The organism is Pedobacter sp. 01N416, from assembly GCF_056399685.1.
Genome location: NZ_JBFTRT010000063.1, coordinates 1 through 16,250, shown reverse-complemented (window position 1 = coordinate 16,250; position 16,250 = coordinate 1). Strand labels below are relative to the sequence as shown.

14 protein-coding genes and 1 pseudogene are annotated in these 16,250 nt (G+C 36.7%); 7 read left to right on the top strand and 8 right to left on the bottom strand.

Annotation, left to right across the window (positions count from 1 at the left end):
- Together AC1DND_RS05665 and AC1DND_RS05660 are read right to left on the bottom strand one after the other, a co-directional pair.
- Window positions 1-2,056, bottom strand: a 2,056-nt coding sequence (locus AC1DND_RS05665) for a M56 family metallopeptidase (RefSeq protein ID WP_477579804.1), incomplete at its 3' end; no start/stop codon positions are given.
- Window positions 2,056-2,427 carry a BlaI/MecI/CopY family transcriptional regulator gene (locus AC1DND_RS05660; protein ID WP_029276221.1) on the bottom strand — a complete coding sequence of 124 codons (372 nt, stop codon included), beginning with the start codon at window positions 2,425-2,427 and terminating at the stop codon, window positions 2,056-2,058. The genes AC1DND_RS05660 and AC1DND_RS05665, both read right to left, overlap by 1 nt.
- 473 nt (window positions 2,428-2,900) lie before the next feature.
- Here AC1DND_RS05660 and AC1DND_RS05655 point away from each other — a divergent pair, with 473 nt between their 5' ends.
- The 5 genes from AC1DND_RS05655 to AC1DND_RS05635 all read left to right on the top strand — a co-directional run bounded on the left by AC1DND_RS05655 (window position 2,901) and on the right by AC1DND_RS05635 (window position 5,300).
- Entirely contained in the window at window positions 2,901-3,158 is a 258-nt protein-coding gene (locus AC1DND_RS05655; protein WP_477579802.1) for a hypothetical protein, read from the top strand.
- Window positions 3,151-3,402 carry a hypothetical protein gene (locus AC1DND_RS05650; RefSeq protein WP_477579800.1) on the top strand — a complete coding sequence of 84 codons (252 nt, stop codon included), beginning with the start codon at window positions 3,151-3,153 and terminating at the stop codon, window positions 3,400-3,402. Before AC1DND_RS05655 ends, AC1DND_RS05650 begins: the two co-directional genes overlap by 8 nt.
- A 2-nt stretch (window positions 3,403-3,404) precedes the next feature.
- Complete coding sequence (locus tag AC1DND_RS05645) at window positions 3,405-3,557, top strand: hypothetical protein (RefSeq protein ID WP_477579799.1); 153 nt, start codon at window positions 3,405-3,407, stop codon at window positions 3,555-3,557.
- Between the two features lie 229 nt (window positions 3,558-3,786).
- The gene (locus AC1DND_RS05640; protein WP_477579798.1) at window positions 3,787-4,200 is read left to right on the top strand and encodes a hypothetical protein; all 414 of its coding nucleotides are present in this window, start codon (window positions 3,787-3,789) and stop codon (window positions 4,198-4,200) included.
- Window positions 4,201-4,406: 206 nt separating this feature from the next.
- Window positions 4,407-5,300, top strand: a complete 894-nt coding sequence (locus AC1DND_RS05635) for an IS1595 family transposase (RefSeq protein ID WP_477579797.1) — start codon at window positions 4,407-4,409, stop codon at window positions 5,298-5,300.
- A gap of 248 nt (window positions 5,301-5,548) precedes the next feature.
- On the opposite strand, the gene AC1DND_RS05630 is transcribed toward AC1DND_RS05635, so the two are convergent.
- From AC1DND_RS05630 to AC1DND_RS05610, 5 genes and pseudogenes are all read right to left on the bottom strand, one after another.
- Window positions 5,549-5,779: a hypothetical protein gene (locus AC1DND_RS05630; protein ID WP_477579795.1), complete on the bottom strand. Its 231-nt coding sequence runs from the start codon at window positions 5,777-5,779 to the stop codon at window positions 5,549-5,551.
- A 129-nt stretch (window positions 5,780-5,908) separates the two neighbouring features.
- Complete coding sequence (locus tag AC1DND_RS05625; RefSeq protein ID WP_477579794.1) at window positions 5,909-6,883, bottom strand: M28 family peptidase; 975 nt, start codon at window positions 6,881-6,883, stop codon at window positions 5,909-5,911.
- A 150-nt stretch (window positions 6,884-7,033) separates the two neighbouring features.
- Window positions 7,034-7,219 (bottom strand): hypothetical protein, encoded by a 186-nt coding sequence (locus AC1DND_RS05620; protein ID WP_477579792.1) that lies wholly within the window; start codon window positions 7,217-7,219, stop codon window positions 7,034-7,036.
- A gap of 233 nt (window positions 7,220-7,452) precedes the next feature.
- Window positions 7,453-10,992 (bottom strand): chromosome segregation protein SMC, encoded by a 3,540-nt coding sequence (smc, locus tag AC1DND_RS05615; RefSeq protein ID WP_477579790.1) that lies wholly within the window; start codon window positions 10,990-10,992, stop codon window positions 7,453-7,455.
- Window positions 10,993-11,256: 264 nt separating this feature from the next.
- Window positions 11,257-13,406 (bottom strand): annotated as a pseudogene (locus tag AC1DND_RS05610) (ATP-dependent helicase).
- Between the two features lie 622 nt (window positions 13,407-14,028).
- Here AC1DND_RS05610 and AC1DND_RS05605 point away from each other — a divergent pair.
- Window positions 14,029-14,352: a DUF493 family protein gene (locus AC1DND_RS05605; RefSeq protein ID WP_477579788.1), complete on the top strand. Its 324-nt coding sequence runs from the start codon at window positions 14,029-14,031 to the stop codon at window positions 14,350-14,352.
- 669 nt (window positions 14,353-15,021) lie between these two features.
- On the opposite strand, the gene AC1DND_RS05600 is transcribed toward AC1DND_RS05605, so the two are convergent.
- Window positions 15,022-15,459 carry a winged helix-turn-helix transcriptional regulator gene (locus AC1DND_RS05600; protein ID WP_477579786.1) on the bottom strand — a complete coding sequence of 146 codons (438 nt, stop codon included), beginning with the start codon at window positions 15,457-15,459 and terminating at the stop codon, window positions 15,022-15,024.
- On the opposite strand from AC1DND_RS05600, the gene AC1DND_RS05595 reads away from it, so the two are divergent.
- On the top strand, window positions 15,458-16,250 hold a 793-nt coding region (locus AC1DND_RS05595), incomplete at its 3' end, for an NmrA family NAD(P)-binding protein (protein WP_477579784.1). The genes AC1DND_RS05600 and AC1DND_RS05595 overlap by 2 nt on opposite strands.

Below are 16,250 nucleotides of genomic sequence, written 5' to 3'. Positions count from 1 at the left end.
GCGTTATCCTGATTGAGGTTACACCATCTTTTGAAATAGTAGCATATGGAAGAAAATTAATTGCAGTTGACTCATTGTCATTCCCTTTTTTTTCTGGTTTTGGCTCAATGGGCGATGGTGGTGCTAAAAGAACCAACTTTTTAAGTTTGTCGCCATTAGTATTGCTCGGAGGTGGGGGAGATATTTTTGGTGCATACTGTATATTATCTCCTGTAATTTCTATTGCGCCATTTTTACCTTTTTCTTTTCCGTATTTCTTGATCGCTTCTGCCTGGTTAAGGTATTTTACTGATTTTGTGTTGCTTACGCCATAAAAAGTGCTGTTGTCTTCTACAGGTTCTCCGTTAATAACAATATATCTCTTCTCGAACTTTACTGCCTTGTTAGTTTTACCGCTATACTCATTCTTTGGATAAAAAGAAGTTTGTTCATCAAACTTTACCACAGGTGGCGGAAATTTAATTTGATCTTTTTTTACAAGGGGAGGTTGTAAAGTGAAAGCTACCTTTTTTCCTGTAATTTCTATTGCGCCAAATTGTCCTTTAGTTTTGCCATATTTTTCAGTTGCCTCCGCTGGCTTTAAAAATTTGATCTCGGTAGCGTCTGCAGCACCATAAAATTTGTTTTTATCCGCTATTTCCTTTCCATTAATAATGATGAGCCTTTTCTCTAAAGAAACATAATTGTTTTTTCCATCTCTTTTATAAGGTGGAAAATACGTTTTACTAATTGCAGGTGGGGGTAATAAAGCTTTATCTTGTTTTATATGTTGGCTTTTTAATTTTTGGTTATCGCTTAGCTCAATTTTTCTCAAATCTCCATATTTTACTGTAGCTAGCGTTTTTTTAAGTTGTATTGCAATGTTGATCGCAGTATCAATTTTCGAAAATTCTTTTGTTCCTTTAAAATAATTTCCTTCTCTAATATTTACACCACTTGGTATTAAACTCCAATCCAATTCTAAGAGGCTTTGTCCGGTCTTAGTATTGTGTAAATAAACGGCAAACATATCTCTAGTATTTGCCTCAACATTTACATTTTTTTCTGAGTTCGGGATTGGTTTTAGATTCGTAACAACTAATTCACCTTTTGTTAGTATTTCCCTAATTATTGTGCTATCCAATTGATCAATTTTCCCAGATGAATTCTCTGGCAGCAAGTCCACAAATCCGTAATCTTTTGTAAAGGCCATGGTTGAAATGCATAGTATTCCTGCAGTAATGGGCAGTACCAGTAGCAGCTTGAGCCTTGCCCAATGTGCCGATTTCTTTTGATTTAGCATGTTAATTCGCTTTTTTAATATTGATGAACTGAATATTTGGTTAGTTAGGGTTAGGTTTTGGATACCCGTTGAATTTTGAATCAAAAACATCGCATAATGATATTTTTCTACATCGCATTTCGTTGTTTCTTCATCGGCCAGGTACTCATGGATTAACTTGATATCTTTTTTAACGAGATAAACGATTGGGTTAAACCAGTTGATGATCTGGATGATTTCGAATAACAGCACATCCAGACTATGTTTTTGTTTAATGTGTACCAGCTCGTGTTTGAGTATGGTGTTTTTTTCCGCTAATTGCGGATCTAAAAAGAGGAGGTTGAAGAATGAAAAAGCTATTTTGGAATCCTTTAAATCAATTAGTGTCACTCCATTATCCAATTTAACAGAAGGTAGTTTACGCATGCTGATAATTTTGGATAAATTAAAAAGCATTTTAAGTAGAAATGCAATGGTTGCCAGACTATAAATCGCAATAATCGCATTGTCCATAGTGAAGATACTGGGTTGATAAGTTTCCAGTGGCAGGTTTTGAGTCATCATTACCTGGCTAACAACCGTTTCGGTAGTGGGTGCTATCGCAATCTGTTCGATTACAGGTGCTTTTAAGAAACCCAGCTGAAAAAATGGAAGAAGGAAAGCCAGTATTGAGCCAACAATCAAATAACTTCTATTTAAGCCATAAAAGGTTTCCTTGTGGAGGAATAATCTATAAAAGCCATAAAATAAGGCGAAATATAGATTTGCTTCGAGTAAATAATATAACCAGCTCATTACTTATCTTTTTTAAGTTTCTCTGCCAATTGGATAATTTCATTGAGTTCTTCAGTACTCATACTTTTTTCTTTCACCAGGAAAGAAACCAGACTCTCGTAAGAGTTTTCGAAATAGTTGCTCATTACCTTATCTAATGCAAAGCGTTTATAATCAGTTTCTTTTATAATGGGGAAGTAGATATGCGTATTGCCGATAGCTTTATGATCAACAAAGCCTTTAGTTTCTAAAACCCTAATTACGGTCGAAACCGTGTTGTAAGCAGGTTTGGGTTCGTTCATTTTTTCGATAACGTCTTTTACTAAGGCTTCACCCATCTCCCAAAGGATGAGCATAATCTGTTCTTCTGCTTTTGTGAGTTCTTTTATCATCGCAACTATTTTTATAGTTTGGTTAATTGAAGTTACGACTATAAAAATAGTTTTCAAACTATTTTTATAGTTTTATTTGTAATCATTTGATAAACAGCTAAATAATTTTGTTTTAAGGCATATATCCCCTTTAGACACTTCACCGTTTTTTGTGATAAAACATGCGTTTAAGTGAATGTTATTTGATAATTTTGCTGAAATCAATATGTTTACAACTAAATAATTATATAATACCACAGAGAATACTATAATTAATCATATTTAAAACAGAAGCGTTAGCTTTTATTCTTGCTCTTAAAATCTGGAAAATTAACAAGTGCAACAAGAATAGAGTTTCAATGCCTCATGCTACAAGCGTGTGGACTGGACTTTATTTGTTGCATGGCTTTTCCAGAGCCTTAAGGGCGAATGAGACTACAGTTCCACGCTTCTTTATTTAGAAGCCTATAGGAACTAAGGGCATTCATATTCAAATGAAAATTAATGAAAGGGTTAAAACGTGGGTAAAAGTTACGTTAGGCACTTTATTGTTCCCTGCAATGTGTTTTTTAATATTCTTCATAGGAAGAAATGATAAAAAGACAGAAGATGTTGTTATAACACCTAGATTAATGAACGGAATAGATACCATAAGGGCAAATGATAGCTTGTATGTAATATCGTTTGCAATCAAAAAAGTAATACCTGATACAATAGATAATGAAAGTCAGGATAAATACGGTTATGAGTAACATTAAATTACATAGAAAGCATTATATCCTAGGTGGTGTGGTGCTATTGTTGTTATTAACTAACCCATCAGATAAGGCGTTAAAATCCCATTTAGATAACCCTAACGGTAGGATAGTGAAATACTTTAACGGTTTGATATTCTCAGTTTATTATAAGAAAAGAACAGGCACTTATGGAGGGGAGAATGGCAAAGAGTATTACTTAGGCATTTTAGGTAATTTCATCAATATAACAAGGGACTAATTATGTCTAAGAAACTAACCGAATTAGCTGATAGTATATCAAATGAGTTCTTATCAGAGTTTGAAGATGATATAAGCTTCACTAAGCCCGATATTGAGGCAATCATATTACTTGCTGTTGTAAAGTCTTACGAAGCGTTTATAAAAGATAAATAACGAGCAAAAATAGCTAATAATAAATAGTAAAACATTCAAAGTTCTTCATCTTTTTATATAAATATCTTACTTTTTATCTTGTTTTTTATGTGATCTTAAATCATTAATAGCTATTAAAAACCCTATTTAATTACGTTTGAATGGGGTTTTTTCGTAAATATTCATTTTAATTTGTTTTTATCATTTATTTCTTCTTAAATTTGAAGTGCAATACTTAAAAGAAATAACAATGAATTTCGTCAACACTATTAAAGATTTAGAAGAATTGCTTTTTAATCTACATCCAGATGCAAAGAAGCACTATACAACTATATCAAATCTTAAGGACATAGTTGCCCAAAGCATCAAACAAGAAAACGTTGAAGTGCATAAATTGGTATTTGACAAAAATGCTTCTGCTATGGAGCAGGTCTTGTTTGGACTAAAGTATATTGGTAAAGCATCTAAAATAGGTGAAATAGAAAGCGCTATAAGGGAGTTTGACAGGGATTTTGATAAAGGACTTAACACCCCAATAGATAAATTGAAGCGTGCTGATAAGGTGGATATTTATAATCCTACAGGTTCAAATCATACGGTATATTACGCATTGACAGAATGGTTTGATGGGGAAGAATTAAAAGAAAGCTATAAACCAATATAAAAAGAATAAAAAAATCCCGATTTAGAAGAGTGGTTGCAATACTTAAAATAAATCGGGATTTAAGAAAACATAAGAGGGAATAACGGCTAGTATAACACTTAGTACGGTAGCCTTTGAAGCTACAGATGTGGTTAAAATCCACACCGTTTCCTTTTTTCTTACTTCAAAGGTAAGAAATAATATTTGACAATTACAAACTTACCGCCATGAAATATACATTAGCTGAATTTCTGAAAGATTACCCAAATGATGCCGCATGCTTAGATAAGGTCTTTAAACTGCGATTTGGGGATAAGAACCGTACATGTGAATCATGCGGTAAGGAAACAGAATTTAGGCGTGTAGTAACACGTAGATCTTATCAATGTAGGCTATGTTATCATCAAATATACCCATGTGCTAAAACTCCATTCGAGAGAACAAGAACACCTTTAAACTATTGGTTTTATGTCATGTATTTAATGACTACAACACGTAATGGCGTTGCTTCTAAAGAAGTACAGCGTGCAATAGGTGTAACGTATAAGACAGCGCATAAAATGACTACACAGATAAGAAAATTGATGTCTGAATACCCTAATCCTCCTAAACTCAAAGGACACGTTGAAATAGATGAAACGTATGTATCGACAGGTAAAAAGAATGGTGTGGAGGTTGGTAGAGGTGCTTTGAATAAAAAGCCTGTATTCGCTATGGTTGAACGTATGGGAATGGTAAGGGCTAAGGTAATGGATGATATTAAAATGAAAATAACACATCCTTATATTGAGGCTAATGTTGACAAGAGCAGTCATATATCAACAGATGAATTTCCTTTATATACTAACCTAAAGAAATTAGGCTATGAAAATCATGGTGTTATCAAACATGCATTAGAACAGTACAGGCAGGGTTCAACATCAACAAACACAGTAGAGGGCTTCTTTAGCCAATTAAAGAGAATGGTATTCGGAACACATATCCATGTATCAGAACAACACTTGCAAAAGTATGTTGATGAAGCGGTATTTAGATATAACCACAGATTTAAAGACGTTGATATGTTCGGCTCATTAGTAGTTAGGATAACAGACTATATAGAAAACAATCAACAGGCATGATAGTATGAATTATGCCGATATGACGCGGCTTGATGTCGTCTGATTAGTAAATCATAACTATTTAGTCAAATGCAACGCAAAAAGCAAACTAAATTCGTTCGTGTATATCGTACCGACCTAAAGAACGGTTCTGAATACTACATAAGATCGAAACCAAAGCCACGCAAATAATCGTTCGGCCAATTAGGGAAGTCTCAACACTTCCCTTTTTTTATAAATGTATAACAACATTCTGTTAAATCAAAACATTACTTCTTATTGGTAGGCTTTGACATTGCATTAAGCACATGATCAAACAACTCTTTGCCATTCTCCCTACCTCCAACACCCCTTAAACCATGAGGGCCTTTAACAACTAATCCCTCCGCTTCTGATAAATGGCTTTCAGCTATTTCTTTTGTCTTGCGTGTTGGCAACAACATTTCACCCTCGGGATCATCCTCATAAACTCTTTCAGCCTTACGTTTCTTCTGTCTCATAATATAAAGATAGCACTATTGCATTCATTGACCAAGTGTCTAAAGGGGATATATGCCTTGTTTTAAGATTTATAAAGCATAAAAAAACCTGCCGGATAGGGCAGGTTTAGACTTATATCAATCAGTTTATTAAAACCTTTCCGATTTTCTTGGATTGTCCATCATGATCATTTTATCTTTTAACAACTGTTGTAAGCCGGTTTGTTTGTCGATGTTTTTTACAACATCCAGCACAGCGCTTGCAGCATTATTAAAAAATGGTTTGGTGATGTTAGAATATTCGTCTGTAGGTTTATGATAATCTTTGTGGTCTTCTACACCGAAATATAAAAATGGAATATTTTTAGCATTAAATGCGCCTTGGTCGCTTTGGTTTGTCCAATCATCGTGACCTTGTTTTGGATCGTCGTGGCCGAAAAGTAATTTGATATTGGTTTTAGTCGTATCTACATACTTCTTTAAATCAGGATATTTGAAAGTCCCACAGACATAAAGTTCACCTTTATCGCTGTGACTGATCATATCCATATTTAAATCAATAGCAATAGTATTCATAGGCACTGGTGGATTGCCTACAAATGCCTTTGCACCCTGTAAGCCCATTTCTTCCGCATCGAAAGAGGCGAAAATGATTGTGTTATTTGGTTTGTTTTTAGCAAAATAGGTGGCAATTTTTAATAATCCTGCAGTTCCCGATGCATTATCATCAGCACCATTAAAAACTTCGCCTTTTACTACACCTAAATGGTCGTAATGGGCAGATACCACAATAACATTCGTTCCTTTGCCCGGAATATAGCCGATGATGTTGGTGCCATTTATTTTTGTATTACCTATTCCATTAAAAGTAAACTCCTGCGCATAGTTTACATGCTGAGGATAAGATTTTAGTCCTAGTTTTTGAAATCTTTCTATAATGTATGCCCTGGCCATTTCAGCCCCCTTTGTTCCGGTTTTTCTACCTTGATAAGCATCTGATGATAATACCTCAACATCTTTTAACAATTGGGTATCTAACTTGCCGGAAGAAGTATTATTTTGGTTTTTTACTGATGAACAGCAGCTTAGCATCATGGCTAAGGGAAGGATATATAGGATTTTCATGATTAGTTTGTAATAAGTTAGGGGCGTCATGCTGAATTTATTTCAGCATCTTTCTTGCAATATAGACCCTGAAATGAATTCAGGGTGACGGATTTAAGTTTAAATATTGATTGGAGATCTTTTAATGCATTTTTTTATCAAACGCAGGCTTTAAAAGTCATTAAAATTGTCTGGGATTGATATTTTACCTTTAAATGCACCAGGAATCCTTTTAGCAAGAAGTGGTTTATCTTCTGTTAAAAAGGTAACTATAACTTCCGTTTTGGTCTGTACAGGTGCTTTTTCTTTCAGTGTTATCTTTCCTTTTTCGTAATATACTTTAACTGTAGCTAACATATCTTTGGTTGTTATTAACAAATATACATTTTTCAGTACGCTATTCAAATGCTGTTAGATGAACATTATTGCATTTTTAAACCTGATGGAAACGGCAGACCGAGCTTTTCGCGAGGTTAAAGAGTACAGCAGGACTGAAGACCGCCAATGGTAGTGACTTTCATTTTCTAATTTAAAAAATGTAAATAAAAGATTGCTTCGTCGTACCTCCTCGCAATGACGAAAAAGCTGAGTTAAGCTGCTACTTCCCTTAAATCGACCGCTACAACCCTCGAAACGCCCTGCTCTACCATGGTTACCCCATAAATAATATCGGTACTGGCAATAGTCCGTTTGTTGTGCGATACAATGATAAACTGCGATTGATCGGAGAATTTACGGATAATATTATTGAATTTATCGATGTTGGTATCATCCAAAGGCGCATCAACCTCATCGAAAATACAGAAAGGTGCAGGTTTTAGCAGGTAAAGCGAAAACAATAGCGCCGTAGCCGTTAATGTTTTTTCTCCACCAGATAACTGATTGATGGATAAAGGTCTTTTCCCTTTCGGACGGGCAATAATATCAATATCGGCCTCCAAAGGATTATTGATATCTGATAAAATCAGGTCGCAGCTATCTTCTTCGTTAAATAAAGAACGGAAAACTACGATAAAGTGCTCACGGGCCTGGGTAAAGGCCTGCATAAATTTATCTTTAGCCGTATCGTCTATCTCTTTAATCGTTTGTAAAAGATCGGTTTTTGCAGCATTAAGATCCTTTTTTTGGTTCTGGATAAAAGTATAACGTTCTTCCATTTCTTTAAAGGCTTCCATTGCCATAGAGTTAATGGCGCCAAATTCGTCGAGTTGACGTTTCATTCGCTCTACCTTTTGACGGAGATCAAACTCACTTTCTAAAACTTCAATTTCAGTATCTGTTTCTAAAAGATCGTTGATGTCGATGTTGAATTCGACAGCTAAACGTTCTTTTAATGCATTCAGATCGATTTTTAATGCGTTTTTTTTATCCTTAATCTCCGTTAATAAGAAATCTGTTTCTTCGCGGGTTTTACGGATATTGGTCAGGTCGTTTTCAACCTCGTTAATGCTTCCTTTACTGGTGAAATAAGCTTGCTCAGCTTCTGCAAGCCCTTTTTCCATCTCTTCACGTTGTTGATACATCTCTAAAAGCGTATCGTCGTTCAGGTCAGTGTGCTGTAATGTTGCCGTAATTTGGGTTAGTGCTTCCTGTAATTCTTTGTCGTTTTGTGCGATGCGCTTATTTAAAGCTTCTTCCTGCACAAAACGATAATCTAAATCTTTTTCTAAACCTGATAACTTATTTTGTTGTTGATGGAAACGGATGTTATCCTGGTTGTATTTGCTTGCGCTTTCGTTTACCTGATCGGCAATTTCCTGATAATTAAGCTGTTGTTCCTGCAAGTTTACGTGTGCTTCTTGCTGGTCTTTTTGCAATTGAACCAATGCCGGCAATTTTTCCGATAAGGCTTTTTCTATGGATACTATCTTTTGGGCAATATCTGTTTTACGGTTTTCGCTGGTGGTAATAAACTCCTGGTACTGATCGCGACGGGTCTGTACAGAAATATGTTCATTGTTTAAACGGTTCATTTCTTGCTGCAAAGCATTGATCTGATTGAGTTTTGAAGCTTCTTTCAGGTTAAATATGTTACCAGTTTCGGCTTTAATTGCTGCATCATACTGATTAATCAACGATTCTGAAGCTTTGATTTCTTTGGCCAGGTTTTCTAAATTCTTGGCACGGCCAATCCTTTTTCCTTCGAATAAACCCACAGAGCCACCCGCCAAAGTGAATTTGGTTTGGGCATATTTTCCATTTTTAGCCAAAATGGTTAAACTATCTGTTGGTGTTGCTTTAAACAAATTTTCTTGCTCAGCTACTGCGATGTAAACATTTTGCAAAAGCAGATTGCAGAGGTGTTGGTATTTTTTATCAACTTCAATGACTGATAGCGCTGAGACCAAGCCTTCATGCGTACCAATAACTGGGTTTTTATCGGGTACATTTTCTAAAATGAAAAAGTTTGCCCGTCCGCGGCTGGCATCGGTTAAAAGGTTAATGGCCTGTACTGCATCTGCATATTGATCAACCACATAATGGTTCATTACCGGTTCGAGGTAATTCTCAATGGCTATGCGGTAATCTTCATTACAGAATAAAATATCAGAAAGGAGCAGGGCACTTTTAGCAAAAGCGTTGTTTTTCTTCAAAAAACGGATCGATTCAGGAAAACCCTCTAAACTATCAACCAGCGATTTGGTCAGGTTATATTCGTTCTGCTTGGCATCTTTTTTACGGTTTTCGGCCGTAAGTTTTTCCTTGTTCGAACTTAAATTGATTTCTGAAGCAGCCAGTTTTTCTTTTAAAAATTCTTCAGCTTCCGTTAGGTTTTTAATATTGGCTTGCTTCTCCCTAACCTGAATATCAAGTTCGGCCAAAGCATGATCGAAAGCCTTTAATTCTAATGTTTTGGTTTCTGTATCATCAACATTCCGGTTGGTTTCCTGCACCAGCGCATCTTTTTGAATATTTAGGATATCAATTTCTTTTTGCGACTGGTATACTTGGTTTTGTAACTCGTTAATCGATTTGATCAGGTTATCAATCCTGTTTTTCTCGGTCTGCTGTTGCTCGCGTAAAGTATCGAGCGTGGATTTTAAGCTTTTTAAATCAGATTCAAGTCGGTTAAAAACTTCAGTTTCAGTTAAAACTTCTTCATTTAAACGTTTGATGTTGTATTTAATGTGGTTAACCTGGTTTTTATCTTTTTCGAGCTCACCCGATAAACGTGTTTCTTTTTCCTGTAAAAAACGCATTTGCTCGTTCTTTACTTTTTTCTCACTTTCGTAAGCACGGATTTTGGAAACAAACTCATTTGTGGCCTTTTGTTGTACAGAAAGGTTCTTTTCCTGACTGATACTGCCTAGTTTAAGCTTTTGCRGTTCGGCTTCACCGGTATCTATTTTGGTACTGAGTGCTGTACGGTTTACCAGCTGATTCTGTTCCTGAGTTTCTAAAGCATTTAAGTCGGTACGGAAGAAGGCAATGCGGTGTGTAGCCAACTGAACACTCAATTCGCGATATTGCTCTTTTAGCTTATAATAACGCTCGGCTTTACGTGCCTGATTTTCTAAGGTTTTAAGGTTTTTTTCGATCTCGAAAAGTAAATCTTCAACCCGCTCTAAATCGGCCTCTGTATCTTTTAGCTTGCTGAAAGTCTGTTTTTTACGTAATTTGTATTTCGAGATCCCCGATGCTTCTTCAAACAAGGAACGGCGGCTATGTTCTTTGTTGGTAATAATTTCATCAACCATTTTCAGCTCAATAATCGAATAACTATCAGAGCCGATTCCGGTATCCAGAAAAAGGTCGGTAATGTCTTTTAACCTACACTGAACATCGTTTAAACGGTACTCACTATCGCCATTTCTATAGAGTTTACGGGTTACGGTAACCTGTGAATAGGCTGTTGGCAGGATGTTCTTGGTATTATCAAAACTCAATGAAACCTCGGCAAGCTGCGCTTGTTTACGGTTTTTTGTTCCGTTGAAAATGATGTTCTCCATCTTTTCTGAACGAAGTGCTTTGGTACTCTGTTCGCCCAAAACCCAGCGCATAGCATCTATTACATTGGATTTTCCGCAACCATTAGGACCAACAATAGCGGTAACACCCTCATTAAAATTGATGGTCACTTTATCGCCAAAGCTCTTAAAACCTTTAATTTCTAACCTAGTAAGTTGCATGGTTTGTAATCGGGAGAACCGAGTTCAATAATAAGGATAATTTTGTGGTTTTTCAACTTTTTAACCATGGTGTTTTTAACCGCAAAGAACGCAGAGAGAAGAGCGCAGTGGGCACTGAGTTGGACATAATTTTAATGCCATTCGTCATGCTGAACTTGATTCAGCATCTATTTGTTTATCTATTAAGGATCCTGATCCCGATGTAAAATCGGGATCAGGATGATGAATTTTCGTTGATTTCCGTGGCTAAATTGAAATCTGCACTTATTTCACAATCATCAATTTTGCAAACTTAAGCAGTAGCTGTTTATTGCCCAAGCCCTGGAAGAATACAGTAGCCTTAACATCAGGCAGGGTTCCCTCCAAGCTGATAATTTTTCCAAAACCAAATTTTTCGTGCTCAACTTCCATACCGCCTTGAAATTCATGCGGCTGTGATGGCGTAAAGCCAGGTGTGGGCACGTGTGCTTTTGCTAATAGCGATGTTGTTTTCGGACGGACAGGTGGGGCAGAAGTAGTTGCGCCGGCCGCTGGTTTCAGTTTGCTAAAGAAATCACGTGGCTGCGAGGTCCATGTTTTGCGGTCATCGTCAAAATTACCTTCAAAACTGCTCGACTTGGATGGTTTTACATCCAATTCTAAAAATTTCGGACTAATTTCGTTAATGAAACGGCTTGGTTCGCAGTTGGTTAACGTTCCCCAGCGATAACGGGAAGTGGCATAAGTAAGTGTCAGTTTTACTTCGGCACGGGTAATGGCCACATAAAACAAACGGCGTTCTTCCTCTAAATCAGTGCGGTTGGTTAACGACATTTGCGATGGAAACAGATTTTCTTCCAATCCAACAATAAACACGTTTTTAAACTCCAAACCTTTGGCAGAGTGGATCGTCATTAAAGAAACGGTATCCTTATTTTTATCACCATCTTTATCATCATTGGTTAAAAGGGCAACATCCTGCATAAAGATATCCAGACCTTTTTCTTCAATGTCTTCGCGCTCCGCAAATTCCTTAATACCGTTTAATAATTCCTGGATATTTTCGTATCTCGCACGCCCTTCAACGCTGTCATCAGTATATAATTCTTTTAAAATACCTGCATGTTGGGCAATAAATAAAGCCGTATCATAAGCATCGAGCTTTTTTGCCTCTGCCTGAAAACTTTGCACCATCAAGGCAAAATCGTTCAATTGATTAGCTAAACGCCCATCTACATATTCGTGTGCATTCGAAATTACATCCCACATGGTTTTTCCATGCTGATCTGCCGCAACAATAATTTTATCGATCGAGGTATCGCCAATACCACGTTTAGGGTAATTGATTACGCGTTTTATAGCTTCTTCATCCTTCGGATTAAAAGTTAAACGGAAATACGCAATTAAATCTTTAATCTCTTTACGTTGGTAAAAAGATTGACCGCCATATATCCGGTAAGGAATATTTAATTTGCGTAAACCCTCCTCCATAGCCCTGCTTTGTGCATTGGTACGATACAAAATGGCAAAATCGTTGTGGTGGTAGCCTTTGGTACTACAATATTTTGGGTAGAACGGTAATTCTGTTCTAATTTATAAACCTTTAAATCAGGATAATCACGTTCGAAATTTAAAATATTCTGGATGTTTGCGCCACGGAAGGCATAGATACTCTGTGCATCATCACCTACCACACAAATGTTCTGATAAGCAGCAGCCAGTTTTTTCACAATGGTATACTGCGAAAAGTTGGTATCCTGATACTCATCCACCATCAGGTATCTAAATTTCTGCTGATATTTATTTAAAACATCAGGATGTTCTTTTAATAAAATATTGGTTTTGAACAACAAATCGTCGAAATCCATTGCCCCAGCTCTAAAACAGCGTTTAGCATAGGTTTCGTAAATCTGGCCAATTAATGGGCGTTTATTCTGGATATCTTCGGCCTGTATCTGGTCGTTAGCTTGATATTCGCCCCAGGAAATTAAATTATTTTTGGCTGATGAAATTCTATTAAAAACAAAATTCGCTGCATATAATTTATCATCCAGCTGCATTTCTTTCAAAATGGCGCGGATTACACTTTTACTATCATCGGTATCGTAAATGGTGAAATTGCTTGGATAACCTATTTTCTCAGCCTCTACCCGTAAAATCTTGGCAAAAACAGAGTGAAAAGTACCCATCCAAATGTTCTTTGCCTCTGCACCAACAACTTTACTGATACGCTCGCGCATATCCTTACTCGCCTTGTTGGTAAAGGTTAAAACCAGGATGTTAAATGGATCGGTACCGGTTTGAATAAGGTGGGCTACACGAAATGTAATTACCCTGGTTTTGCCCGAACCTGCACCTGCAACAATCATTACTGGTCCTTTTGTGTTCTCTACTGCTGCTCTTTGTTGTGGGTTTAATCCTGCTAAATAATCCAAATCGGCTCCTGTTTTTTGAGGTTCAAAAATAACAATTCCTATCGCTTTTTGCCAAAGTTGTTAGTAATTAGTTTAAAACCTAATCGATCGCCCCAACCGTTCGTCATTTTGAACTTGTTTTATTAGCTGTTCCTATTAATTTTAGGTCTAATAGCTACTTCGTGGTCAGAATCTATCCTTATATTGGCTTATATGTCCTTATCTATCTTATATGGTAAAGTGGACCTTGTTTTTATAGGGCTAACTATGGCTATGGTAGATCTGTTTCTTTAATTTTAGAAAAGCCAAACCTCTATTTCATTGGGTTCTGTAGCCCTTTGCTTTGCTCATACGCCTGCAGGCATTGCCCACAAGGCCGGTATCCGCTTCGCTAAGGTTTATGTAATTGAGTTTGTGCTACTATTAAAGGTTTAAAACCCACAGCCTATTTTATCGTTCGTCATTCTGAACTTGGTTCAGAATCCATCATGCCATTAAATTTGGGTATAAAGTCCCCTTAGGGGATTTAGGGGTAAAGCCCCCTTCGATTCGCTAAAATGGCGGTATTTTAATTAAAATAAACGTTAATTCTGTCAGAATTGCACCCTGTTTATTTGGGTATAGAATTTGATATGCTTTCGTTATGGATGAGAATAAAAATAATAAAGATATTGAGTTTACTGATATCCCGGATGGGGATAATGGAGATATTTATGCTAATTTAAAAGAGAAACTAGAAAGTGTTGAGCAGTTTCCAGGTATTTATAATTTTAAATTTATTATCACTGGCGGGCTAGATAAAATACAAGACTTACGTGCCATTTTACCTGATGATGAGTTTATTGAGCAAGCTTCAAAAACAGGGAAATATGTTTCAATTACCGTAAAAAAGACGATGCAAAATGCGGATGAAGTGATTGCTGTTTATAAGCAAGCAGGAAACATCAAGGGCATTATGATACTGTAGGCTTCTGTATATCAAATACATGATTCGATCGAAGATTTTTTAAGATTCATAAATCACAAACAAAAGCCCTTCGACTGCGCTATCAATAACAGATTCAAAAGAAAGGTCGTCATTGCGAGGAGGAACGACGAAGCAATCTTTCACGCTAGTGATCCTTGCCATGAAGATTGCTTCGTCGGCTGAAAAAGCCTTCTCGCAATGACGATAATCTGAGGAGATTTAATCTTTTAAATTCACTTCTCATTAATATTGATTTTTATACAATAAATTATGCCTCAGGGTGACATCTTTTTGCGATTTATCCTTACTTAATGACATTGGGGTACAGCTCCCACCCAGGGCTAAATGGCCAAAACCGTATTCATTTTGAGGCTGCAGCTTGTACCTACGCTGTTCGTAAACCTGATGGCAGCGGCAGCCCCGAAGCATGAGGGCTACAGCGAACAGCAGGACTGCAATCTCCGATGAAAAACCACCCTCTCATTTCCAATCAATGAAAAAATTATATCGACTATTTATCGACTAATTTTCTTTTCGGAGCGCAATGCCTGTGCAGGTAATCAAGTTGGTTCCCGCGTTTCGCTTCGAAAAGGTTCATATCATTTAGTTTGTGCTACTATTTATACATTCGTTCGTAATTCTAATTGCCCAGATGAGTACGTATAATAGTTAAACAGAGCCATTTTTAATGGCCCAATCTACCATCGAATCTAACACCTGAAAAAGATCCTGCCCCGATTTTGTGAGGCTATAGGTAACTACGGGAGGAACAACAGCTTGTGCATCCCGATGAACGAGGTCATCATTTTGCAATTGCTTTAAGTGCTGTATAAGCATTTTTTCAGTTATCTGTGGTATCGCACGTTTTAACTCACTATAACGTTTTGGGCCACTCATTAAATGAAAAATAATAATCGGCTTCCAATAACCACCAATTTTTTCCATTACAAATGTAACCGGGCAGCTGGTTAGCGCTACACCTTTATTAAAATTACGGGTCGAACTTTCTTTAACAGCTGTCATAGTTACATACTTTGGGGTAAGTACTTGTATAAAAGTAAGTACAAATATAGCTTTGTATTCAATATTTAAAAACAAAAAAATCATGAAAATAACATTAACAGGATCAATAGGTAATATTACTAAACCCCTTGCCGAAATACTGGTAGCCAAAGGCCATAAAGTAAAAATTATTAGCAGTAACACCGATAGAACCGAAGAAATTAAATCGCTGGGTGCAATACCTTTAATTGGTAGTGTAACCGATACAGGATTTTTAAAGGATGCTTTTACCGGGGCTGATGCCATTTACACCATGGTGCCACCAAATTTTGCGGCACCAAAATTTAGGGCATATATTAAAGGTATCGGCGAAAATTATGCAGCTGCCATAAAAGAGTCGGGCGTTAAAAAAGTAGTGAATTTAAGTAGCGTAGGTGCAGATCTGCCGGATGGAACAGGCCCAATTGCAGGATTACATGATGTAGAAAATATTTTTGCCACATTAAATGGGGTAGATGTAAAACATTTACGTGCTGGTTATTTCTATATCAACTTTTTAGCCAACATCGATATGGTTAAACATGCAAACATATTAGGGTCTAATTTTGGCGCCGATTCGAAACTTGTTTTGGTGCATCCCCGTAACATTGCTGAAGTAGCTGCTGAAGTATTGGAAAGTAATTTTACAGGCAAAACCATACAGTATGTAGCCAGTGATGATGAAAGTACGCCGTCTGATGTTGCAAAAGTATTAGGTACTGCAATCGGTAAACCAGCATTACCATGGATAGAATTTAGCGATGAAGATGCGTTTAACGGAATGGTAGGAGCAGGTTTACCTGAAGAAATAGCCAAAAACTATGTTGAAATGGGCGATGCGATCAGAAGCAATAAAC